The sequence below is a fragment of the Curtobacterium sp. MCLR17_054 genome, assembly GCF_003234335.2.
In the GTDB taxonomy this organism is placed as follows: Bacteria; Actinomycetota; Actinomycetes; order Actinomycetales; family Microbacteriaceae; genus Curtobacterium; species Curtobacterium flaccumfaciens.
In genome coordinates this window covers 1,974,537-1,996,924 of sequence record NZ_CP126263.1, presented here as the reverse complement: position 1 = coordinate 1,996,924, position 22,388 = coordinate 1,974,537, and the positions used below count along the sequence as shown (strand labels likewise).

General features: G+C 69.3%; 19 protein-coding genes. 9 read left to right on the top strand and 10 right to left on the bottom strand.

All coding sequences use genetic code 11. The features are described 5' to 3' along the window. Nucleotides 1-49: 49 nt before the first annotated feature. Entirely contained in the window at nt 50-1,561 is a 1,512-nt protein-coding gene (gene glpK, locus DEJ08_RS09595) for a glycerol kinase GlpK (protein ID WP_071403832.1), read from the top strand. 704 nt (nt 1,562-2,265) lie between these two features. On the opposite strand, the gene trpD is transcribed toward glpK, so the two are convergent. Next, nucleotides 2,266-3,321 (bottom strand): anthranilate phosphoribosyltransferase, encoded by a 1,056-nt coding sequence (gene trpD / locus DEJ08_RS09590; protein ID WP_111030102.1) that lies wholly within the window; start codon nt 3,319-3,321, stop codon nt 2,266-2,268. Between the two features lie 70 nt (nt 3,322-3,391). Here trpD and ctaE point away from each other — a divergent pair, with 70 nt between their 5' ends. The 5 genes from ctaE (at nt 3,392) to DEJ08_RS09565 (ending at nt 8,774) form a co-directional block, all read left to right on the top strand. Beyond that, nucleotides 3,392-4,030: an aa3-type cytochrome oxidase subunit III gene (gene ctaE, locus DEJ08_RS09585; protein ID WP_027465617.1), complete on the top strand. Its 639-nt coding sequence runs from the start codon at nt 3,392-3,394 to the stop codon at nt 4,028-4,030. A gap of 21 nt (nt 4,031-4,051) precedes the next feature. Next, on the top strand, nt 4,052-4,861 hold the full coding sequence (qcrC, locus tag DEJ08_RS09580) for a cytochrome bc1 complex diheme cytochrome c subunit (protein WP_071403834.1): 810 nt from the start codon (nt 4,052-4,054) through the stop codon (nt 4,859-4,861). A gap of 33 nt (nt 4,862-4,894) precedes the next feature. Then, a complete protein-coding gene (gene qcrA / locus DEJ08_RS09575; RefSeq protein ID WP_027465615.1) occupies nt 4,895-5,959 on the top strand; it encodes a cytochrome bc1 complex Rieske iron-sulfur subunit in 1,065 nt (354 codons plus the stop codon). After that, a complete protein-coding gene (gene qcrB / locus DEJ08_RS09570; RefSeq protein ID WP_071403835.1) occupies nt 5,959-7,647 on the top strand; it encodes a cytochrome bc1 complex cytochrome b subunit in 1,689 nt (562 codons plus the stop codon). The genes qcrA and qcrB overlap by 1 nt, the downstream gene beginning before the upstream one ends. Before the next feature lie 167 nt (nt 7,648-7,814). Next, nucleotides 7,815-8,774: a phosphodiesterase gene (locus DEJ08_RS09565; protein WP_111054230.1), complete on the top strand. Its 960-nt coding sequence runs from the start codon at nt 7,815-7,817 to the stop codon at nt 8,772-8,774. A gap of 667 nt (nt 8,775-9,441) precedes the next feature. Here DEJ08_RS09565 and DEJ08_RS09560 read toward each other — a convergent pair. The 4 genes from DEJ08_RS09560 to DEJ08_RS09545 are packed head-to-tail and all read right to left on the bottom strand — an operon-like array spanning nt 9,442 to nt 13,588. Next, nucleotides 9,442-10,995, bottom strand: coding sequence for a stealth family protein (locus tag DEJ08_RS09560; protein ID WP_071403837.1), 1,554 nt, complete (start codon nt 10,993-10,995; stop codon nt 9,442-9,444). 48 nt (nt 10,996-11,043) lie between these two features. Then, nucleotides 11,044-11,475 (bottom strand): DUF6804 family protein, encoded by a 432-nt coding sequence (locus DEJ08_RS09555; RefSeq protein WP_111030098.1) that lies wholly within the window; start codon nt 11,473-11,475, stop codon nt 11,044-11,046. Continuing rightward, nucleotides 11,475-12,059: a GDSL-type esterase/lipase family protein gene (locus DEJ08_RS09550; protein ID WP_111054229.1), complete on the bottom strand. Its 585-nt coding sequence runs from the start codon at nt 12,057-12,059 to the stop codon at nt 11,475-11,477. The genes DEJ08_RS09555 and DEJ08_RS09550 overlap by 1 nt, the downstream gene beginning before the upstream one ends. Further along, entirely contained in the window at nt 12,056-13,588 is a 1,533-nt protein-coding gene (locus DEJ08_RS09545; RefSeq protein WP_258367022.1) for an SDR family oxidoreductase, read from the bottom strand. The genes DEJ08_RS09550 and DEJ08_RS09545 overlap by 4 nt, the downstream gene beginning before the upstream one ends. A gap of 43 nt (nt 13,589-13,631) precedes the next feature. On the opposite strand from DEJ08_RS09545, the gene deoC reads away from it, so the two are divergent. The 3 genes from deoC to DEJ08_RS09530 all read left to right on the top strand — a co-directional run bounded on the left by deoC (nt 13,632) and on the right by DEJ08_RS09530 (nt 16,250). After that, nucleotides 13,632-14,363, top strand: coding sequence for a deoxyribose-phosphate aldolase (deoC, locus tag DEJ08_RS09540; protein ID WP_083404120.1), 732 nt, complete (start codon nt 13,632-13,634; stop codon nt 14,361-14,363). A 164-nt stretch (nt 14,364-14,527) separates the two neighbouring features. Next, the gene (locus DEJ08_RS09535; RefSeq protein ID WP_111054252.1) at nt 14,528-15,481 is read left to right on the top strand and encodes an ROK family protein; all 954 of its coding nucleotides are present in this window, start codon (nt 14,528-14,530) and stop codon (nt 15,479-15,481) included. 196 nt (nt 15,482-15,677) lie between these two features. Continuing rightward, entirely contained in the window at nt 15,678-16,250 is a 573-nt protein-coding gene (locus tag DEJ08_RS09530) for a type IV toxin-antitoxin system AbiEi family antitoxin (protein ID WP_181438952.1), read from the top strand. Between the two features lie 138 nt (nt 16,251-16,388). On the opposite strand, the gene DEJ08_RS09525 is transcribed toward DEJ08_RS09530, so the two are convergent. The 5 genes from DEJ08_RS09525 to DEJ08_RS09505 all read right to left on the bottom strand — a co-directional run bounded on the left by DEJ08_RS09525 (nt 16,389) and on the right by DEJ08_RS09505 (nt 22,378). Beyond that, nucleotides 16,389-18,713, bottom strand: a complete 2,325-nt coding sequence (locus DEJ08_RS09525; protein ID WP_228513657.1) for a RelA/SpoT family protein — start codon at nt 18,711-18,713, stop codon at nt 16,389-16,391. Between the two features lie 69 nt (nt 18,714-18,782). Then, a complete protein-coding gene (locus tag DEJ08_RS09520) occupies nt 18,783-19,130 on the bottom strand; it encodes a rhodanese-like domain-containing protein (protein WP_071403840.1) in 348 nt (115 codons plus the stop codon). Then, nucleotides 19,130-20,134, bottom strand: coding sequence for a protein translocase subunit SecF (secF, locus tag DEJ08_RS09515; RefSeq protein WP_071403841.1), 1,005 nt, complete (start codon nt 20,132-20,134; stop codon nt 19,130-19,132). The genes DEJ08_RS09520 and secF overlap by 1 nt, the downstream gene beginning before the upstream one ends. Next, nucleotides 20,134-21,885 carry a protein translocase subunit SecD gene (gene secD / locus DEJ08_RS09510; protein ID WP_110860016.1) on the bottom strand — a complete coding sequence of 584 codons (1,752 nt, stop codon included), beginning with the start codon at nt 21,883-21,885 and terminating at the stop codon, nt 20,134-20,136. The genes secF and secD overlap by 1 nt, the downstream gene beginning before the upstream one ends. Nucleotides 21,886-21,976: 91 nt before the next feature. After that, the gene (locus DEJ08_RS09505; RefSeq protein WP_111039336.1) at nt 21,977-22,378 is read right to left on the bottom strand and encodes a preprotein translocase subunit YajC; all 402 of its coding nucleotides are present in this window, start codon (nt 22,376-22,378) and stop codon (nt 21,977-21,979) included. Nucleotides 22,379-22,388 lie beyond the last annotated feature (10 nt).

Genomic DNA, 22,388 nt, shown 5'->3' with positions numbered 1-22,388 from the left:
CGCACGACCGAACACGCACCCGCACCGAACACACCCGTAAGGAGCACCAATGGCCGACTACATCGTCGCCATCGACCAGGGCACGACCTCGACCCGAGCAATCGTGTTCGACCACTCCGGTTCGATCATCTCGACCGGGCAGAAGGAACACGAGCAGATCTTCCCGCGCGCCGGGTGGGTCGAGCACGACCCCGCCGAGATCTGGGACAACACCCGCGAGGTGATCGGTCAGGCACTGTCGCGTGCCGACATCACGCGTCACGACGTCGCAGCCGTCGGCATCACCAACCAGCGCGAGACTGCCGTCGTCTGGGACAAGACCACCGGCAAGCCGATCTACAACGCGATCGTCTGGCAGGACACCCGCACGCAGGCGCTCGTCGACAAGCTCGCCGACGGCGACACCGACAAGTACAAGGCCATCGTCGGCCTGCCGCTCGCGACCTACTTCGCCGGCACCAAGATCATGTGGATCCTCGAGAACGTCGAGGGTGCCCGTGAGAAGGCGGAGGCGGGCGACCTGCTCTTCGGCACCACCGACACCTGGGTCCTGTGGAACCTGACCGGTGGCATCGACGGCGGCGTGCACAAGACCGACGTCACGAACGCGTCCCGCACGCTGTTCATGGACCTCGAGACGCTGCAGTGGCGCGACGACATCCTCGCCGACTTCGGCGTGCCGAAGTCGATGCTCCCCGAGATCGTCAGCTCCTCCGAGGTCTACGGCCACGTCGAGTCCTCGAGCCTGCTGCGCGAGGTCCCGATCGCCGGCATCCTCGGCGACCAGCAGGCCGCGACCTTCGGTCAGGCCGCGTTCGACCAGGGCGAGTCGAAGAACACCTACGGCACCGGCAACTTCCTGATCTTCAACACCGGTACCGAGATCGTCCGCTCCGAGAACGGCCTGCTCACCACCGTCGGCTACAAGCTCGGCGACCAGGAGACGCACTACGCCCTCGAGGGTTCGATCGCCGTCACGGGCTCGCTCATCCAGTGGCTCCGCGACAACCTCGGCCTGATCGGCAGCGCCCCGGAGGTCGAGGCCCTGGCCAAGACCGTCGAGGACAACGGCGGCGTGTACTTCGTGCCGGCGTTCTCCGGGCTCTTCGCGCCGTACTGGCGTCCGGACGCCCGCGGTGCGATCGTCGGCCTCACCCGCTTCGTCAACAAGGGCCACATCGCGCGTGCCGCCCTCGAGGCGACGGCGCTGCAGACCCGCGAGGTCCTCGACGCGGTCAACGCCGACTCCGGCGTTGACCTGACCGAGCTCAAGGTCGACGGCGGCATGACCGCGAACAGCGAGCTCATGCAGTTCCAGGCCGACATGCTCAACGTGCCGGTCGTCCGTCCGGTCGTCGCGGAGACGACGGCGCTCGGTGCGGCCTACGCCGCCGGTCTCGCGGTCGGCTTCTGGGCCAACCTCGACGAGCTCCGTGCCAACTGGCAGGAGGACAAGCGCTGGGAGCCCCAGCTCGACGCCGCCGAGCGCGAGCGCACGCTCCGCCTGTGGAAGAAGGCCGTCACGAAGACCTTCGACTGGGTTGACGAGGACGTGCAGTAACGAAACACGCGCACGCTGACCGCGTGCACTGAACGCACCGACGGGAGGCCCGGTGCCGGTTCCATGAACCGGCACCGGGCCTCCTGTGCGTTGCGTCTCCTGCGGGTCCGTCGCGGTTGGCCGGTCGTCGGTCGTCGGGCGGTTGCCGGCACAGCACGGTGCGGGTTTGTTCACCGAGTGCAGCGGTGACTGCCCCGTGCGCGCTCGTGGCGAAGCACCGAGCCGTCAGGCTCGCACCGGGTGACGCACCGTGCACGGTGCGGCTCGCGCGGATGCGGCACGGGATCGCGAACCGCGCACGGTGCGGACTGGAGGCGCGGGGCGGGCCCGCCACGGCCCTCCGGTCCGGCACGGGGTGGCAGGCACGGCACGGTGCGGTGTTGTTGACCGGGTGCAGCGGTGACGGCCCGGTGCGCGTTCGTGGCGCAGCACCGAGCCGTCAGGCTCGCACCAGGTGACGCACCGCGCACGGTGCGGCTCGCGCTGGGGTGGCACGGGATCGCGGACCGCGCACGGTGCGGACTGGAGGCGCGGGACGGGCCCGCCACGGCCCTCCGGTCCGGCAGGGGGTTGTCGACACGGCACGGTGCGGGCTTGTTGACCGGGTGCAGCGGTGACCGCCTGGTGCGCGCTCGTGGCGCAGCACCGAGCCGTCAGGCTCGCACCAGGTGACGCACCGCGCACGGTGCGCAGGGCGGCGTGGACTACGCGGCGGGAGCTGCGCCGACCCAATCAGCCAGTTTGCGCGCACCGGCGCCCGAGTCGACCGCCTCGGCGGCGACGACCAGCTGCTCGCGGAAGCGCTGCAGGATCGGCCGGTCGGACTCGTTCGGGTCCTGGGCCAGCCGGAACGAGACGAGGCCGGCCGCGGCGTTCAGCAGGACGATGTCGCGGACGGGTCCGGTCTCCCCAGCGAGCACCCGGTGGACGACTCCGGCGTTGTGCTCGGGGTCGCCGCCGAGCAGGTCCTCCGTGCGTGCGCGGGCGATGCCGAGGTCCCGCGGGTCGAGGTCGTGCTCGGTCACGCGGCCACCGGTGACCTCCCAGATGTGGCTGTGCCCGGTGGTGGTCAGCTCGTCGAGTCCGTCGTCGCCGCGGAACACGAGGGCCGTCGCTCCGCGCGTCTGGAACACGCCCGTGATGATCGGGACGAGGTCGAGCTGGGCGACCCCCACGGCGTTGGCCTCGCACCGTGCGGGGTTGACCAGCGGGCCGAGGAAGTTGAACACCGTCGGCACGCCGATCTCGCGCCGCACCGGGCCTGCGTGGGCGAAACCGGGGTGGAACGCGTTGGCGAAGGCGAAGGTCAGCCCGACACGCCGGAAGGTGTCCGCGACACGCGCGGCGTCCATCGTGAGATCGAGTCCGAGGGCGGCGAGCACGTCGCTCGAGCCGGACTTCGACGAGCTGGCCTTGTTGCCGTGCTTGACGACGGGGACCCCGGCGGCGGCGATCACGATGGCCGCCATGGTCGAGATGTTCACGGTGCCGACCACGTCGCCACCGGTCCCGACGATGTCGAGCGCCATCGGATCGACGTCGAGCGGAACCGCGGCGTCCAGGATCGCGTCGCGGAACCCGACGACCTCGTCGACGGTCTCGCCCTTCGCGCGGAGCGTCACGGCGAAGGCTGCGATCTGTGCCTGGGTGGCGCGCCCGTGCACGATCTCCTCCATGGCCCATGTGGATTGCCTGATCGTCAGGTCCTCGCGCGCCATGAGCGCGCTGATCACTGCTGGCCAAGAAAGTGCGTCAGGCATGGCTCGATCGTAGTGAATTCGAGAGACCCGCCAGTCTCCTGCGAAAACACTGTCGGGGGTTTCGGCCATAATGGAGGACGTGACTAGCACCTCTCTCTCCAGATCAGCCAGCGGTCCGGCCCTCAACAGGCCGAACGCCGTGGCCGTGGGGACGATCGTGTGGCTGGGCAGCGAGGTCATGTTCTTCGCCGGCCTGTTCGCGATCTACTTCACGCTCCGCAGCACGTCCCCTGAGCTCTGGGCGACCGAGACCGCGAAGCTCGAGGTGCCCTTCGCCTCCGTGAACACGATCATCCTGGTGCTGTCCAGCTTCGCCTGCCAGTTCGCCGTGTTCGCCGCGGAGCGCTTCCAGGTGCACCGGACGAGCTGGAACCCGCGCCACTGGGGCATGACGGAGTGGTTCTTCGTCACCTACGCGATGGGTGCGATCTTCGTCTGCGGCCAGATCTTCGAGTACGCCAACCTCTGGCACGAGGGCGTGACGCTCTCCTCCAGTGCCTACGGCTCGGCGTTCTACATGACCACCGGGTTCCACGGGCTCCACGTGACCGGTGGCCTCATCGCCTTCCTGCTGACGCTCGGCCGCGGTTTCGCCGCCAAGAACTTCGGCCACAAGGAAGCGACCACCGCCATCGTCGTGTCGTACTACTGGCACTTCGTCGACGTCGTGTGGATCTTCCTCTTCGCCGTCATCTACCTTCTCAAGTAGGAACTGGACACCCCCCAGCACATGTTCAACAGAACCAAGTCCAAGAAGGGCCGCCGTTCACCGATGGCGACCGTGTCGCTCATCGTCGTGGGTCTCATGACCACCGGTGGCGCGTACGCACTGTTCAGCTCCACGGCGAACGCCGACGACAGCACGAACACCGTCGCCGCCTCGAGCCAGTCGCAGGTGAACGAGGGCGAGAAGCTCTTCGCCTCGAACTGCGCCACCTGCCACGGTCTCTCCGCGCAGGGCACGAGCGAGGGCCCGTCCCTCATCGGTGTCGGCGCCGCGTCGGTCGACTTCCAGGTCGGCACCGGCCGCATGCCGATGGCCGCTCAGGGCCCGCAGGCCGAAGAGAAGCCCGCGCAGTTCACGGACGAGCAGGTCGACGCGCTCGCGCAGTACGTCGCCTCCCTCGGCCCCGGCCCGTCGGTCCCCTCCACCGAGCTCACCAACGGTGAGGACGGCGACGCTGCTGAAGGCGCCGAACTGTTCCGCATCAACTGCGCCATGTGCCACAACGTGGCCGGCGCCGGCGGTGCGCTGACCGAGGGCAAGTACGCCCCGAACCTCGAGACGGTCTCCGGCAAGCACATCTACGAGGCCATGCTCACCGGTCCGCAGAACATGCCGGTCTTCAACGACCTGAACCTGACGCCGGAGCAGAAGGCCGACATCATCACGTACCTCAAGTACGTGCAGGACAACAAGTCCCCCGGTGGCTTCGCACTCGGCTCCCTGGGGCCGGTCGCCGAGGGTCTGTTCATCTGGATCTTCGGACTCGGCGCGGTCGTCGCGATGACCGTCTGGCTGACCGCGAAGTCCAACTGATCGTCCGTGTCGAACGACACTGAAGGGAACACCATGGCAGAGCACGACGACGAGACGCTGAACTCGTCCTCGGCTGTCGAGAAGCACGGCACGACCACCTCCCCCGGGATCGCGGTCCTCCCCGTCGACCCGTTCGAGAACCCGGGCGAGCCGCCGCACCGCCCGCGTCGCACCGACGTCGACCCGAAGAAGCAGCGTCTGGCCGAGCGCCAGGTCGCCGCGTACTTCTACCTGTCGATCGTCGGCAGCGTCCTGTCGATCGCTGCGTACGTCGCCTTCCCGATCGACCCGAGCGACTTCGGGACGGTCCGCACCGCGAACCTCTTCCTGGGCCTGTCGATCGCCCTCGCGCTCCTCGCCCTCGGCCTCGGCGCCGTCTACTGGTCGAAGTCGCTCGTCGTCGACCGCGAGATCACCGAGCTCCGCCACGGCACCCGCGGCACCGACGCGACCCGCGCCAAGGCGGTCGAGGCGTTCCAGCTCGCCGACAAGGAGTCCGGCTTCAGCCGTCGCAAGCTGATCCGCAACTCGATGATCGGTGCCCTGGCCGCGTTCCCGCTCCCCGGCATCGTCCTGGTCCGTGACCTCGCTCCGGCCGAGGACCCCAACGAGCTGCTCCGCCACACCTTCTGGAAGCAGGGCCTGCGCCTGACGAAGGACCCGACGGGTCTGCCGATCAAGGCCTCCGACGTCACCATCGGTTCGGTGTTCCACGTCATCCCCGAGGGCATGCTCGAGTCCGAGCACATGCTGGAGGAGAAGGCCAAGGCCTCCGTCCTCCTCATGCGTCTCGACCCGAAGGACCTCAACCCGTCCAAGGGCCACGAGAACTGGGGCTACGACGGCATCGTCGCGTACTCCAAGATCTGCACCCACGTCGGTTGTCCCGTCGCGCTCTACGAACAGCAGACGCACCACCTGCTGTGCCCGTGCCACCAGTCCACCTTCGATGTCTCGAACAACTGCGAGGTCATCTTCGGTCCGGCAGCACGCCCCCTCCCCCAACTTCCGATCGCGATCGACGACGACGGCTACCTGGTTGCCCAGAGCGACTTCCACGAGCCGGTCGGACCGTCCTTCTGGGAGCGTGAACGCTGATGACCAGCACCACCACCACCGCACCGAACACGTCGACGAACAAGCCGGCGCCGGAGCGCGGATCCCGCATCATCGGCGGGGTCGCCAACTACATCGACGAGCGCACCAGCATCTCGGGCCTCGTCAAGGAAGTCGGCCGCAAGATCTTCCCGGACCACTGGAGCTTCATGCTCGGCGAGGTGGCGCTGTACAGCTTCGTCGTCGTGCTGCTCTCCGGGACCTTCCTGACGTTCTTCTTCCAGGCATCGATGACCGAGGTCGTCTACAACGGCTCGTACGTCCCGCTCAAGGGCGTGGCGATGTCGACGGCCCTGCAGTCCACGCTCGACATCTCGTTCGACATCCGCGGCGGGCTCTTCGTCCGCCAGGTCCACCACTGGGCAGCCCTGCTGTTCGTGGCGTCGATCATGCTGCACATGGCCCGCGTGTTCTTCACCGGCGCCTTCCGCAAGCCGCGTGAGCTCAACTGGGTCTTCGGCTTCCTGCTCTGGGTCCTCGCCATGGCCGAGGGCTTCACCGGCTACTCGCTCCCCGACGACCTGCTCTCCGGAAACGGTCTGCGGATCATCGTCGGCATGATCGAGGGTGTCCCGGTGATCGGCGTCTGGATCGCCTACCTGCTGTTCGGTGGCGAGTTCCCGGGGACCGACATCGTCGGCCGCCTGTACACGCTGCACATCCTGCTGCTGCCGGCGATCCTCGTCGCGGTGCTCGGTGTCCACCTCGTGCTCGTCGTGATCAACAAGCACACGCAGTTCGCCGGTCCGGGCAAGACCAACGAGAACGTCGTCGGTGTCCCGATCCTCCCGGCGTTCGCTGCGAAGGCCGGTGGGTTCTTCTTCATCGTCGCGGGCATCCTGGCCCTCATCGCGTCGCTGTTCACGATCAACCCGATCTGGAACTACGGCCCGTACGACCCCTCTCCGGTGTCCGCCGGTACCCAGCCCGACTGGTACATCGGCTTCGCCGACGGTGCGCTCCGACTGGTCCCGCCGCACTGGGAGGTCGTGTGGTTCGGCTACACGGTGTCGTTCAACATCCTGGCGCCGATCGCGGTCCTGGTGCTGCTCATCCTGGCGATCCTGCTCTACCCCTTCATCGAGGCGTGGGTCACGGGCGACAAGCGTGAGCACCACATCCTCGACCGCCCGCGCAACGCCCCGACGCGCACGGCGTTCGGTGCCGCTGGCATCACGCTCTACGCCAGCCTCTGGGCAGCAGCCTCGTCGGACATCATCGCGACGCACTTCCTGGTGTCGATCGAACACGTGATCCACGTGATCCAGGCAACGACGGTCCTCGGTCCGTTCATCGCCTTCTGGATCACGAAGCGTGTCTGCCTCGCCCTCCAGAAGAAGGACCGCGAGATCGTCCTGCACGGCTACGAGTCGGGCCGCATCGTCCGACTCCCCCACGGCGAGTACATCGAGGTGCACGAGCAGCTCGACGAGTACGAGCGGTGGAAGCTCCTGCAGTTCAACGAGTACAAGCCGCTGATGATCCGCCCGAACGCCAAGGGCAAGATCACGGGTCTGCAGAAGGTCCGCGCCGGCGTCTCCCGCTTCTTCTTCGAAGACCGCATCGAGCCGGTCTCGAAGGCAGAGCTCGAGGCAGCACACGCCGCGCACCACGGCCCGAACCTCGAGGGTGGCCACCAGGCTCCCCAGGTCGGCCCCGGCGATCACTGATCGGTAGCGCACGAAGCAACCCCCGTCACGAAGTGGCGGGGGTTTCTTCGTGCACAGGGCAACACGCCGCCCCCAGTTCACGGCTGGTTCACTCTCGCATGCTGGACTCGTCCAGGACGGTGTGGCAACGTGTTGCACCACGCATCCGCCAACGGAATGAGACCCCGATGGACAGCCGGACGGCCGAACACCCCAGGCCGAACCACTTCCTCCTCCACCTCAGCGACACGCACCTCGTCTCCGGGGACCGCAACCTGTACGGCGATGTCGACTCCGCCGCACGGCTCACGCAGATCGTCGCGGACATCGAAGCCTCGGGCACGCGGCCCGAAGCGATCGTCGTCACCGGCGACGTGGCCGACAAGGGCGAGCCGGGTGCGTACGCCCGCGTCCGCGAGATCCTCGAACCGGCCGCGCAGCGCATCGGTGCACAGGTCATCTGGGCGATGGGCAACCACGACGAGCGCGGTGCCTTCCGCCAGGAGCTCTTCGGCCTGCAGCCCACCGACCGCCCGGTCGACTTCGTCTACGACGTCAACGGCCTCCGCGTGATCACCCTGGACACGAGCGTGCCGGGTCACCACCACGGTGAGGTCTCCCCCGAGCAGCTCGACTGGCTCGCCGAGGTCCTGTCCGAGGCCGCGCCGCACGGCACCATCCTCGCGATGCACCACCCACCGGTGCCGAGTGTCCAGGACCTCACCGTCCTCGTCGAGCTGCGCGACCAGCAAGCCCTCGCCGAGGTCGTCGAGGGCAGCGACGTCCTCGCCATCATCGCCGGGCACCTGCACTACTCGACCAGTGCCGTCTTCGCCGGCATCCCGGTGTCCGTCGCCAGCGCCACCTGCTACACCCAGGACCTCACGGAGTACCAGGGCGGCACCCGTGGACGCGACGGAGCTCAGTCGTTCAACCTCGTGCACGTCTACGGCCACAACGTCGTGCACTCGGTCGTGCCGATCGGGCACTACGCCACGGTCGGACAGCCCGTCTCCGCGCTCGAGACCGAGGCGAAGCTCGCCGCGCACGGCGTGACGATCCCCGCGGCCGTCGAGCCGGCACCGGTCACCTCGAGCATCCCGGTGTTCACGCTCGACTCGGTGCCCGTCTCCCCCATCCACCGGTAGCCCCGCGCGCTTCGATTGCAGAAGAGGTCGGGTCCGCCATGCGATCCCGACCTCTTCTGCTCACCAAGCGCGGGCGCGTGCGGTCACGACTCCCCGTCAGTGCGCGGCGAGTGGTCACGTTCCGTCGGCTGGCGGCTCGGCAATCAACAGTTCGTGACCGCTCGGCGGGCAGCCAACGGGGTGTCTTGACCGCGCGGCGTCGTGTAGGTCTCGACGGCACGCCCGACGGTCGGGAGGCCCGTGGCGGGGTCGACTCGCGCCTCCCGGCCCGCGGGGTGGTCGCGACTCACCGCGGGTGCTGCGTCGCGTGGTCACGTTCTGTTGGTTGCGGGAGGCGGAGGCGACGGGTTGCGACCGCTCGGCGTGGGGGTGGCGGGGAGTCGTGACCGGTGGAGCGTGCGAACCTCGTGGCCGGGTTCCGGCGCCGGGCTCGCAGGCTCGCCCGGAGCGCCCCAGCAGGCTCGCCCGGAGCGCCCCAGCAGGCCGCTGGCGCGTCCTAAGCGCCCCGTGGGACCGGGCTCGCAGGCTCGCCCGGAGCGCCCCAGCAGGCCGCTGGCGCGTCCTGAGCGCTGGGACGCTCCCAGCAGGCCGCTGGCGCGTCCTAAGCGCCCCGTGGGACCGGGCTCGCAGGCTCGCCCGGAGCGCCCCAGCAGGCCGCTGGCGCGTCCTAAGCGCTGGGGCGCTCCCACGGCGCGGGGAACGGGAAGTAGCGCTCCAGGAAGCCCGTGACGCGCTGCGTGCGCTCTTCGTCGCTGACCTCGGGGAAGCTGCCGTCGTTGAGGCAGAAGAAGTCCACGTTCCGCTTCTTCAGCAGCTCGTCGAGGGCCTTGAGTCCGGAGACCATGGTCGTGTCGATGTACCCGACGGCCGCGTTCTCCTGGATGATCGCCCGACCGGTGAGCAGCGAGTAGTAGTGGTACAGCGAGTTCGTCACCGAGATGTTGTCGGCGGCTCGGAAGCGGGACGCCGCAGTGGCCGCGAACTCGTCGGCGAACTCGTGCTCCATCTCGGTCATGATCGAGGCGCGCAGGGGCGTCGGGGCGTGCTCGAGGTGCCGGGTGGTCACCGCACCGAAGCGCTGCTGCAGCAGGCGACGGTTCACACGGGCGGAGTTCTCGAAACCGCTGCGTGCCGGGTTGTTGGAGCCGAGGCCGATCCGGGTCGACGCGAGGATGAACTTCGTGACCGATCCCGGGCTGTAGAACACCGAGGGGTCGACGAGGCGCCCGAAGAACATGTCGTCGTTCGAGTAGATGAAGTGCTCGCTGATGCCCGGGATGTGGTGCAGCTGCGACTCGACGGCCTGCGAGTTGTGGGTCGGCAGGACGGACGGGTCGGCGAAGAACTCCTCGCTGCGGACGATGCGGACCTTCGGGTGCTCGGCGAGCCAGTGCGGCGCCGGGGAGTCCGTCGCGATGTAGATCTGGCGGATCCACGGTGCGAAGGTGTGCACCGAGCGGAGCGCGTACTTCAGCTCGTCGATCTGGCGGAACCGGGCCGGGGCGTCGTCGCCCTCGCCCAGGACCGCGTTCGACTGTGCGGCCTGGCGGGCGCGCTGGTACTCGATGGCGTTGCCGTCGACCCACGAGAAGACGATGTCGATCGGGAACCGGATGTCCGAGACGTGGTCGTCGAACATGTGCTCGACGGTGCGCCAAGTGCGGCCGTAGCGCTCGATGTCGACGAGGACGAACTCGTCGATCGGCAGGCTGCGACGCATCAGGGCGTTCTCGACAGGTGCGAGTACCTCGATGTCGGTGACGCGCCAGAACTCGAGCTGGACGCTCGTCTCGGCGCCGTAGCGCAGGCGGCCGAGCGGCTCGAGCCGCGGACGGAACACGCGGAGCACGGGTTCTTCGACGGAGCCGAGTCCGTCGTCCTGCACGAGCACGGCCGGCTTGCCCGGGGGCTTCGCGTAGAAGGGCTCGTTGACGGCCGCGGACATCACGGCGCTCTCGGCACGCTGGCGGTCACGCTCGTCGAGGGCGATCACCGGGCGCTGGTCGTTGCCGCGGATGAGCAGGTGGTCGACGTCAGCCGCGGTGAGCGCGTCGTCGAGGAACAGCAGGTCCTCGATCATCGACTGCTGCGGCGTGAGGTGTCCGTTGATCAGGGTCAGCCGCCCCTTGCGGACGACGACGTCGGATCGGTCGAGACCGCCGGAGGACGGTCGAGGGTTCAGCAGAGGACTCTCGGTCACCGGCTCGGTCTCGTCGTTCATCCATGCCCTTCGGGTGTGCGGCCGGGTCCTGTACCCGACCTGCCGATCCTACCGTCCGTCCGACTCGCGGGGCACCTTGACCACGATGCCCACCACGATGAACAGCGCGGCGGCCACCAGCTGCAGTGCCGCCCACACCTGTCCGGGGATCGGCACCGTGACGAGCGGGTTCCAGCAGACGGCGACTGCGGCCATGAGCAGGGCGGCCCACCAGACCTTGCCGCGCACGCTGAAGACCAGCACGATCAACGCGAGCACCGTGACGCCCCAGCGGGCGAAGACGAAGCCCGACGAGTCGACGATGGCGACGCAGGCCAGCAGCACGATCGCCGCGATCATCGACGGCGCCAGCGCGGGGCGGGTGAAGGGCGGCGTGGTGCGGGCACCGTTGACGGGTGCGGCGGCTGCGGGTCGAGGGGACCCTGCGGGCACGCCGTGCTGGGACGACCCCACCGGGGGCCGCCCCTTGCGTGCGGCCATCAGTCCGCGGAGCCGTCGAGGTCGATCGCCTGGATCGACCGCGACATCGGCGGCAGGTCGCGGACGCGCTCGAGCGCCGGCACCAGCTCGCCGACCATCGCGCGGTAGCCGTCCTCGGTCAGGTGCAGGCCGTCCTCGGTGAAGCGGGCGTCCAGGTGGTCGCCGTCGGCCAGGGCGGGCCAGGCGTCGAGGTACTGCGCGTGGCACGTGGCGACGAACTGACGGAGGTGCCGGTTGGCCTGCTCGATCTTCGTGGCGTACTCGGCCTGCCGGGGCAGGATCGACACGAGCAGCAGGCGCACGCCCGGCAGCTCGCGGCGGAGCGTGACCAGGATGGTCTCGACGTTGCGGACCACGTGCTCGGCGCTCGCGCGGTGGTTGCCGAAGTCGTTCGTGCCGATGAGCAGCACGATCACCTCGGGCTGTTCGGCGACGACGGCGTCGAGGCGCGTCAGTACACCGTCGGTCGTGTCGCCACCGATGCCCTGGTTCAGCGTGTGCTCGTCGGGGAGCCAGGTGTCCCAGTCGCCCTGTTCGGTGATGCTGTCCCCCAGGAAGAGGACGGGGCTGCGGTCGTCGGTCATGCTGCCTCCTCGTGCGCCGGCTCGGGGGTCCCGGTCTGCTGCGTCCGGTTGCGCTGCGTGGACTCGGTGTGGTCGGACTCCCGCTCGGCGGCGGCGGTGATGCGCTCGACCATACCGGGGAAGATGACGCCGTGGAACGGCAGGATGCCGTACCAGTACAGCCGCCCGGCCAGGCCCTGCGGGAAGTAGATGGCCCGCTGGTGGTAGTCGCTGCCGCCGTCGGGGTTCGGTGTGACGGTCATCTCGAGCCACGCACGACCGGGCGACTTGAACTCGGCGCGGAGTCGCAGGTACCGGCCGCGCTCGAGTCGTTCGACGCGCCACCAGTCGAGCGCGTCGCCCTGCTCCAGGCGTTGCTGGTCACGCCGGCCGCGGTTCAGGCCGACACCGCCGGCGATCTTGTCCATCCAGCCGCGGGCGACCCAGGCGAGTGGGAACGAGTACCAGCCGTTTTCGCCGCCGATCGACTCGACGACGCGCCAGACGTCCTCGGCGGAGGCACTGGAGTGCCGCTTCCGGTCGTCGACGTAGACCGTGTGCCCGGCCCAGTCGGGGTCGTTCGGCATCGGGTCGGCCGAGGCGCTCGAGAGCGTCGCGCTGCGCCAGCTCGTCTGGACCTGACCGATGCGCATCTTGTTGAGCGCGAGGCGGACGGCCCGACGGTACGAGGTGAGCCCGCCCTCGGGCTGCGGCACGACGTCGTCGATGTCGTGCTCGCGCTGCACGCACTCGAACTGCAGCGACTCGATGATCGGCGTCGCGAGCTTGCGCGGGATCGGGGTGACGGCGTTGAACCAGTGTGCGGCGAGGCGCGGGGTGAGCACCGGCAGGACCGTGATCGGGCGCTGGGGCAGCTTCGCCTCGACCGCGTAGCCGTTCAGCATCTGGCCGTACCGCAGGACGTCGGGGCCGCCGATGTCGAAGGTGCGGTTGACGTCGGCGGGGACGTCGAGCGCGGCCACCAGGTAGTACAGGACGTCGCGGACCGCGATCGGCTGGATGTGGTTGCGGACCCAGCGCGGCGCGGGCATCCACGGCAGGACGTCGGTCAGGTGCCGGATCATCTCGAACGAGGTGCTGCCCGAGCCGATCACGACCCCGGCCTGGTACGCCACCGTCGGCACGCCGGAGCCGAGGAGGATCTCCCCCACCTCCTTGCGGCTGCGGAGGTGCTTGGACAGCTCGCCGTCCGGGTGCAGCCCGCCCAGGTAGACGAACCGGCTGACGCCGGCCGCCTTCGCCTCGCGCGCCATGGTCTCCGCTGCTTCGCGCTCGGCCGACTCGAAGTCGCCGTCGGCGCCCATCGCGTGGGCGAGGTAGTAGACCGCCTCGATCCCGTCGACGGCGGCGCGCACCGCCTCAGCGTCCTGGAGGTCGCCCTCCGCGACGTCGACCTCACTGCTCCACGGGACGTCCTGGAGCTTCCGGGGGTTGCGCACGAACACACGGACGGAGTGGCCGGCTTCGAGGAGACGAGGGACGAGACGACCACCGATGTACCCGGTGGCGCCGGTGACGAGGACCTGCATGCCCTGCACGCTACGCGGCACGCCTGACGGGTAGGCTTGCCGGGTGGACAACGCAGCCTTCCCCGTCACCGTCGATGCCGTCCGCGGCCTCATCGACCACGCGATCCTGAAGCCCGAACTCACCCGCGCGGACGTCGACGCCCAGCTCGACGAAGCCGCCGCCCACCGCGTCTTCAGCGTCTGCGTCCGTCCGAGCGACGTCGCCCACGCCGTCGAGCGCCTCACGGGCACCGGCGTCGGCGTCGGCACCGTGATCGGCTTCCCGCACGGCACCACGTCCACCGCGGCGAAGGTCGCCGAGTCGCTGCAGGCCCTGGCAGACGGCGCGTTCGAGCTCGACATGGTGCAGAACATCGGCGCCGCGAAGTCGGGCGACTGGCAGCGCGTCGAGCAGGACGTCCGCGCGGTCGTCGACGCCGCCGGCGACACCGTCGTCAAGGTGATCCTCGAGACCGCGTTCCTGACCGACGACGAGATCGTCGCGGCCTCGCGTGCGGCACAGACCGCCGGCGCCGCCTTCGTGAAGACCTCGACCGGGTTCGCCGGCGGTGGCGCGACGGCCGAGCACATCGCCCTCATGCGCCGCACGGTCGGTGCCGACACCGGCGTGAAGGCCTCCGGCGGCGTCCGCGGCCTCGACACGCTGCTCGAGATGGTCGAGGCGGGCGCGAACCGCATCGGCACGAGCGCCTCGGCCCGCATCCTCGACGAGGTCGCGCACCGCGCCGAGACGGGCGCCGCGTCGGCGCTCGGCGACGACACGACGTCCTACTGACCCACGGGGCTGACCCACGGCGCTGAGCCCACCCGGCTGAGCCAGCCCAGCTGAGCCAGCCCACGCACCCAGCACGACCCACCACGACCAGGCCGGTGCCCACCGGACGCGACGACGCGTCGGCGACCCGCACCGTGCCTCCAGACCGCCGCATCGGAGCGCGCATGTCCAGCACCGCACCCCAGTCCCCCGCCCTCGCCCTGGCCGTCGACCTCGGCGGCACGAAGGTCGAGGCCGCGCTCGTCACCGACCAGGGCGTCGTGCTGCCGGCGACCCGGTTCCGCAGCCCCACCGGGCCGCAGCGCACCTCGGACGAGCTGCAGGCCGCCGTCGACGAGGTCGTCACGGCCGCGCTCGGCGCGCTGCCCGCCGACGCGACGCTCGTCGGCGTCGGCGTCGGTTCCGCCGGCCCGGTCGACGAGGAGCACGGCCTCGTCTCCCCGCTCAACATGCCGGTCTGGCGTGGCCACCCGCTGCGCGACCGGATCGCGGCGCTCGTGCCGGACGACGTCCCGGTGACGCTCCGCATGGACGGCCTGGCGATCACCCTCGCCGAGCACTGGGTCGGCGCGGCCCAGGGCTACGAGCACGTCATGGGCATGATCGTCTCCACCGGCGTCGGCGGCGGGCTCATCCTGCACGGTCGCACCGTCAGCGGACCGACGGGCAACGCCGGCCACATCGGCCACGTCGAGTGCGGCGGCTACGACGACCCCTGCGCCTGCGGCGGCACCGGTTGCCTCGAGGCCATCGCCAGCGGCCCGAAGACCGTCGCCTGGGCACGTCGTCAGGGCTTCGCGGGCACGACCGGCGAGGAGCTCTCGGCCGCCTACGCCACGGGCGACGAGATCGCCGTCGCCGCGGTCCAGCGGAGCGGCCGTGCCCTCGGGCAGGCCATCGCCGCCGCCACGAGCCTGGTCGACCTCGAGATCGTCGCCATCGGTGGCGGGTTCTCGCACGTCACGCCGGACCTGTTCGAGTACGCCCGGCAGGCCGTGGCGGAGCGTGTCGAGTTCGGGTTCGTCACGAAGGTGCAGATCGTGCCGACCGGGTTGTCCCAGGACGGCCCGCTCATCGGTGCCGCGGCGCTCGTGCACCGCGCCGACGTCCTGCGCTGAGCGCGCGCGTCGCGCCCGGCCGCGTCCGATCCGGCGCGCGGCCGTCGGCTGGTCGCGTCGTCGACGCGGCCTACGCCGTGGACGTGACCGGCGACGGCCTGGAGGCGCGGTGCCGGCCCGCCACGGTCCTCCCGGTCGGTGCGTGGCTTGTCCACAAGCCTGTCGGTCGCGTGCGCAGGTCGGGCAGGATGTGCGGGTGCCCCACCCGCGACTGCTGACCAGTGACGACTGGCCGGAGCCCGAGCTGCGTGCGGCGGTCCTGGCCGGCGAGCTGGTCGCCGTCGGTCCCTGCTGGGCCTCCCCCGCTGAGCCGCAGACGCCGTCGTTGCGCGCCGCCGCTGCCGCATGGGTCCTGCGGGACGCGCGCCTGATCGCTTGCACGCTGACCGCCGCGTGGATCTGGGGTGCGGTGTCCCGGCCGCCGGCGCCGCTCGAGGCCTGCATCCCGCCCCAGGTCCGTGTCCACGTCGGGCCGGACGTGCGCCTGCGAGAGGTCAGGATCGACGTCGACGACACCGTCGAGCGCTCGCGGCTGCGGGTCACACTGCCGGCGCGGACCGCGGTCGACCTGCTCCGGACGCCGGGGCCGACGGCCGGTGCGTTCGGGGAGGCCGAGGCGACGGCCGTGCACGGGCTGCTCGCGATCGGGGTGGTCACGGCTGCCGAGCTGCAGGCGCGCCTGAGGTCCCTCGGGACGATCCCCATGGTGCGGCAGGCCGAGCGGCGGTTGCGGGGGCTGCAAGGCGCGGCTGGGGGTGCTGTGCGGTAGGGGTTGCGCGCTGGGTGCGGGCGCGGGTGGTCACAACACCCCGTTCACGTCCGCCGAGTGGTCACGAATCGTCGGTTGGCGGGGCCGCAGCCGACGGTTCGTGACCGGTCGACGGAGGGGCCGCGCGGGGCCCTGCCGCTAGCCGGCGCTGACGCGGTAGACGTCGTAGACGGCGTCGATGCGTCGCACCGCGTTGAGCACGCGGTCGAGGTGGATGGTGTCGCCCATCTCGAACACGAACCGGCTCAGCGCGAGACGGTCGGACGAGGTCGAAACCGTCGCGGACAGTATGTTCACGTGGTGGTCGGTCAGCACCCGGGTGACGTCGCTGAGCAGGCCCGACCGATCGAGCGCCTCGATCTGGATCTGCACGAGGAACACCGACTTCGATGACGGGGCCCACTCGACCTCGATCATCCGGTCGGGTTCGTTCATGAGCGACTTCACGTTGGTGCACGACGACTGGTGCACGGAGACACCCTGGCCGCGGGTGATGAAGCCCACGATCTGGTCGCCCGGCACCGGCGTGCAGCACTTCGCGAGCTTCACGAGGATGTCGGGCGCACCGCGGACCAGCACGCCGCTGTCGCTCGTGCGCAGCTGCCGACTGGTGACCTGGCGCGGGAACGCGAGTTCGGGTTCATCCGTCTCGGTCTCGGTCTGGACGTTGCCGAGGACCTTCTCGATCACCGACTGCGTCGAGACGTGGCCCTCGCCGATGGCGGCGTACAGGGCGGAGACGTCCTCGTACCGCATCGACGAGGCGACCTCGGCGATGCTGTCCTGGCTCATGATGCGCTGGAGCGGCAGGTTCTGCTTGCGCATCGCCCGGGCGATGGCGTCGCGACCCTGCTCGATCGCCTCTTCGCGGCGCTCCTTGGTGAACCACTGCTTGATCTTGTTGCGCGCGCGGGGGCTGCGGACGAACTGCAACCAGTCCTGCGAGGGGCCGGAATCGGGATTCTTCGACGTGAAGATCTCGACGACGTCGCCACTGGACAGCTGGCTCTCGAGCGGGACCAGGCGGCCGTTGACCTTCGCACCCATCGTGCGGTGGCCGATCTCGGTGTGCACGGCGTAGGCGAAGTCGACCGGGGTGGCTCCGGCGGGGAGCCCGATGACCTTGCCCTGCGGCGTGAAGACGTAGGTTTCCTTCGCGCCGATCTCGTAGCGCAGGGAGTCGAGGAACTCGCCCGGGTCGCTGGTCTCGGCCTGCCAGTCGGTGATGTGGGCGAGCCACGCCATGTCCTGGTCGTCCGTGGTCGACGAGGTACCGGCGTCACGGCCGGCAGCACGCTGCTTGTACTTCCAGTGGGCGGCGACACCGAACTCGGCGCGCTGGTGCATCTCGTGCGTGCGGATCTGGATCTCGACCGCACGACCCTGCGGTCCGAGCACCGTGGTGTGCAGCGACTGGTACAGGTTGAACTTGGGGGTCGCGATGTAGTCCTTGAAGCGACCGGGCAGCGGGGTCCAGCGGGCGTGCACCGAGCCGAGCATGGCGTAGCAGTCGCGCACGGTCGGCACGAGCACGCGGATGCCGACGAGGTCGTAGATCTCGTCGAACTCGCGACCCCGCACGATCATCTTCTGGTAGATCGAGTAGTACTGCTTCGGCCGACCCATGACGTCGCCGCGGACCTTGGCGGCCTTCAGGTCCTTCTTCAGGGTCCCGATGACGTTCTGGACGAACTGCTCGCGCTTCGGCTGGCGTTCCTTGACCAGGCTGTCGATCTCGACGTAGAGCTTCGGGTGGAGGACGGCGAACGACAGGTCCTCGAGCTCGAGCTTGATCATCTGGATGCCGAGCCGGTGCGCGAGCGGCGCGTAGATCTCGAGCGTCTCCTTCGCCTTGCGCGTGGCGGAGGTCGACTCGACGAAGCCCCACGTGCGGGCGTTGTGCAGGCGGTCGGCGAGCTTGATGACGAGGACGCGGATGTCCTTCGACATGGCGATGACCATCTTGCGGACGGTCTCGGCCTGCGCGCTGTCGCCGTACTTGACCTTGTCGAGCTTCGTGACGCCGTCGACGAGCATCGCGATCTCGTCGCCGAAGTCGGCTCGCAGCTGATCGAGCTGGTAGTCGGTGTCCTCCACCGTGTCGTGCAGGAGGGCGGCCGCGATGGTGATCGTGCCGATGCCGAGGTCGGCCAGGATCTGCGCGACCGCGACGGGGTGCGTGATGTACGGCTCACCGGACTTGCGCTTCTGCCCGTCGTGCGCGCGCTCGGCGACCGAGTAGGCCCGCTCGATGAGCGTCACGTCGGCCTTGGGGTGGTGCGAGCGGACCGTGCGGATCAGTGTGTCCACGGCGCCGGCCGGCTGGGCGCGCGAGAACAGGCGCGGCAGCAGCGAGCGGAGGGAACCGAGGTTGCCGGTGGTGTTCGGACCGATCGGGCTCGAGGGCCGCGGGGCGGAACCCGGGCGGCTCGGCGCGGACGGCTCTTCGCGGGTGTCCGTCATGATGCGCCTCCCAGGACTCGGTCCGAGAGCTCGATCCGAGCTCGATCCGACAAGACTACGCGTCCCCGGTCAGTGCCCGTGACGCGGTTCGCCCTGGGCGTCGCGCTCCACCGGTGCCCCCGCCTGCTCCCAGGCGAGCATGCCGCCGGAGAGGTTGACGGCCGGGACCCCCGACTGCTCGAGCGCCGCGACGATGCGCGACGAACGGCCGCCGGAGTGGCAGACGATGATGGCCGGCTGGTCGCCGCCGTCGATCTCCTGCCAGCGGTCCACGAACTCCGACATCGGCACGAGCGTGGCCTGGGGAGCGTGGACCTCGTCCCACTCCCCCTGCTCACGGACGTCGAACAGGCGGGCTCCGGCGTCGATGCGGCGCTGGGCCTCGGCGACGTCGATCTCCTGGATCTCGATGGGCATCAGACGTTCGCCTCCGCTGCGTCGACCTCGCGTCGGCGCTTCTCGGCCGCCGCGGTCTTCTTGGCGTCCGACTCCTTGATCTTCGGCTCGTTCTCGCGCAGCTGCGCGTACATCGGCGACGCGATGAAGATCGTCGAGTAGGTGCCGACGATGATGCCGATGAACAGTGCGAGCGAGATGTCGCGCAGCGTACCGGCGCCGAGCACGTACGACCCGATGAAGAGGATCGCCGCGACCGGCAGCAGTGCCACGACCGAGGTGTTGATCGATCGGACGAGGGTCTGGTTCACCGCGAGGTTGACCGACTGCTTGAACGTCCGGATCGACTCCTGCGCGGTGTTCTCACGCACCTTGTCGAAGACCACCACGGTGTCGTAGAGCGAGTACCCGAGGATCGTCAGGAAGCCGATGACCGCCGCGGGCGTGACCTCGAGCCCGACGATGCCGTACACACCGGCCGTGATGAGCAGGTCGTGCAGCAGCGCCGCCATCGCGGACAGCGACATCTTCCAGGTGCGGAAGTACAGCGTCATGAAGACCGCGGCGAGGGCGAGGAAGATCACGAGACCACGGATGGCCTGCGCGAGCACGTCGGCACCCCACGTCGCGCCGATGAAGGTCGCGGCGACCTGGCTCTCCGGGACGTCGTAGGCCTTCGCCAGGGCGTCCTGCACCTCGGTCGTCTGCCGGTCGGTGAGCTGCCCGGTCTGGACCCGGATGCCGTGCGTGCCGAGCTGCGAGACGCGCGGGATCGACTCCGGGACGACGTCCTCGACGGTCTCGGTGGCGATGTTCTGGTCGAGCGTCTTGACGTCGGAGATCGTGAACTCCGAGCCGCCGGTGAACTCGATGCCGAGCTGGTACCCGCCACGGAGCCACGGGGTGACCAGGGAGATCAGGATCATCGCGAGGGCGATGAGGTACCAGGTCTTCCGGCGCCCGATGATGTCGTACGACCGCTTCCCCGTGTAGAGGTCGCTGCCGAACTGGCTGAAGCTGGCCATCAGTCGTCCTTCCCGTCCGGCGTCGAGCCGTTGTCGCCGGAGGCCTGCTGGGCCTTCCGCTCCGCGATCGTCTGTCGGCGCTGTGCCTCACCGGCACTGCGCTGGCGCTTGCCGTCCACGACGGGTGCACGGAACTGTGCGCGCCCCCGGTAGACGGCACCGAGTGCTGCCGGGTCGAGACCGCTGAACCGGTGCCCCTCGCCGAAGAACCGGCTGCGGGCGATGAGCTGCATCATCGGGTGGGTGAAGAGCGCGACCACCACGATGTCGATGAGGGTCGTGAGGAGCAGCGTGAACGCGAATCCCTTCACGTCGGCGACCGCGAGCACGTAGAGCGTCACGGCGGCGAGGAAGTTCACCGCGTCGGACGCCAGGATCGTGCGCAGGGCACGCTTCCAGCCGGACTCGACCGCGCTCTCGAGGGCACGGCCGTCACGGAGTTCGTCACGGATGCGCTCGAAGTAGACGATGAACGAGTCCGCCGTGATGCCGATCGCGACGATCAGACCCGCCACACCCGCCAACGAGAGGCGGTAGTCGACGCGCCACGACATGATCGCGATCACCAGGTAGGTGAGCACGGCGGCGATCCCGAGCGACAGCACGGTGACGAACGCCAGGGCCCGGTACTGGATGACCGAGTAGATGATCACCAGGATCAGCCCGATCAGGCCGGCGACGAGGCCACCGATGAGCTGCGCGGTGCCGAGCGTCGCCGAGATGTTCTCGTTCGACTGCACCTGGAAGTTGATCGGCAGCGCACCGTACTTGAGCTGGTCCGCCAGGGTCTTCGACGACTCGGCCGTGAACGACCCGGTGATCTGCGCCTTGCCGTTCGTGATCGCGGAGTTCGTCGTCGGTGCGGTGATGACCGAACCGTCGAGCACGATCGCGAACTGGTTCTGCGGCTGCTGGAGCGAGACGAGACGGTTCGTGACGGTGCGGAAGTCCTTCGAGCCCTCGCCGTTGAACGTCAGGTTGACGGCCCACTGGCCCGTCGACGTGCCCTGCGAGTCGGTGGCGAGACCCGAGGTGGCGTTGCTGATGTCGGCACCGGAGACCTCGACCGGACCGAGGATGTACTTCCCCGCGCCGTCCTGGTCACACGTGACCAGGGGCTCGTCGTCGGGCGCCGTGGTGACGTCGTCCGGAGCCGCGCAGTTGTAGTTGGTGTACAGGTCCTGCAACTTCGGCGTGACCCAGTTCAGGTCGCTCGCGTTCGTCGGCTTCGCGCTCGGCGTCGCGGCGAGCGAGGCCGGCGGCGAGTACGGCGTGGCCGATGCGGTGCCCTTGCCGTCGTCACCGACGGCGGAGTTCGTCGCGGCCTCGGTGAAGAGCACCGGGCGGAAGGTCAGCTTGGCGGCTGCCTCGATGCGGTCGATCGTGGCCTTGTCGGGACGACCCGGGATCGAGACGACGATGTTGTTCGCGCCCTGGGTGTTGATCTCGGACTCGGAGACACCGGTGGCGTCGATGCGCTGGCGGATGATGTTCACCGCCTGCTGCAGCTGCTGCGAGGTGACGGAGTCGCCCTCGGTGTTCTGCGCCGCGAGGGTCAGCTGCGTGCCGCCCTGCAGGTCCAGAGCCAGCTCCGGCACCCAGCTCGCGCCCTGGTACCACTTGTCGGTGTCGTCCTTCGAAGAGCCGGCGAGGATCGACGCGGCGGTGTTCACGCCGGCGAGGATCGCCATCAGGATCACCAACCAGGTGAGCGAGCGCAGCGCCTTCTTGACGGGTGTCGATCGTGCCACCGGTCGTCTCGTCTTTCTGTTCAGGACCGTCGGCACACCGTGCGACGGCAGAGGGAAGCCGCCGGGTCAGACGACCCGGCGGCCGAGGGCGTCAGTCGTCGGACTTGCGCTTCGTGACGTCGGTCTCGTCGACGCGGTCGGTGTCGACACGCTCGCCGTAGACCGGCTCACCGTTGAGCTCGGCCACGGGCTTCGGCTCGTCCTCGGTGGTCGTGGTGGTCTCGACGTCGGACGCGTTGTCGTCGACGACGCGCGACAGGGTCTGGCGGTGCACGGTGACGATGGTCCCCGGTGCGATCTCGACGTCAGCGGTGACCTTCTCCTCGTTCACGGAGAGGAGCGTGCCGTAGAGGCCGAAGGACAGCATGACCTTGGCGCCCGGGACCATCTTGTCCACGAGTTCGGCCTGCTGCTTCTTGCGCTTGCGGCTGTTGTAGAACATGAAGGCCGCGAACGCCACGACGATGACGATGAGGATGACTTCTTGACCCATGATGCGTTGC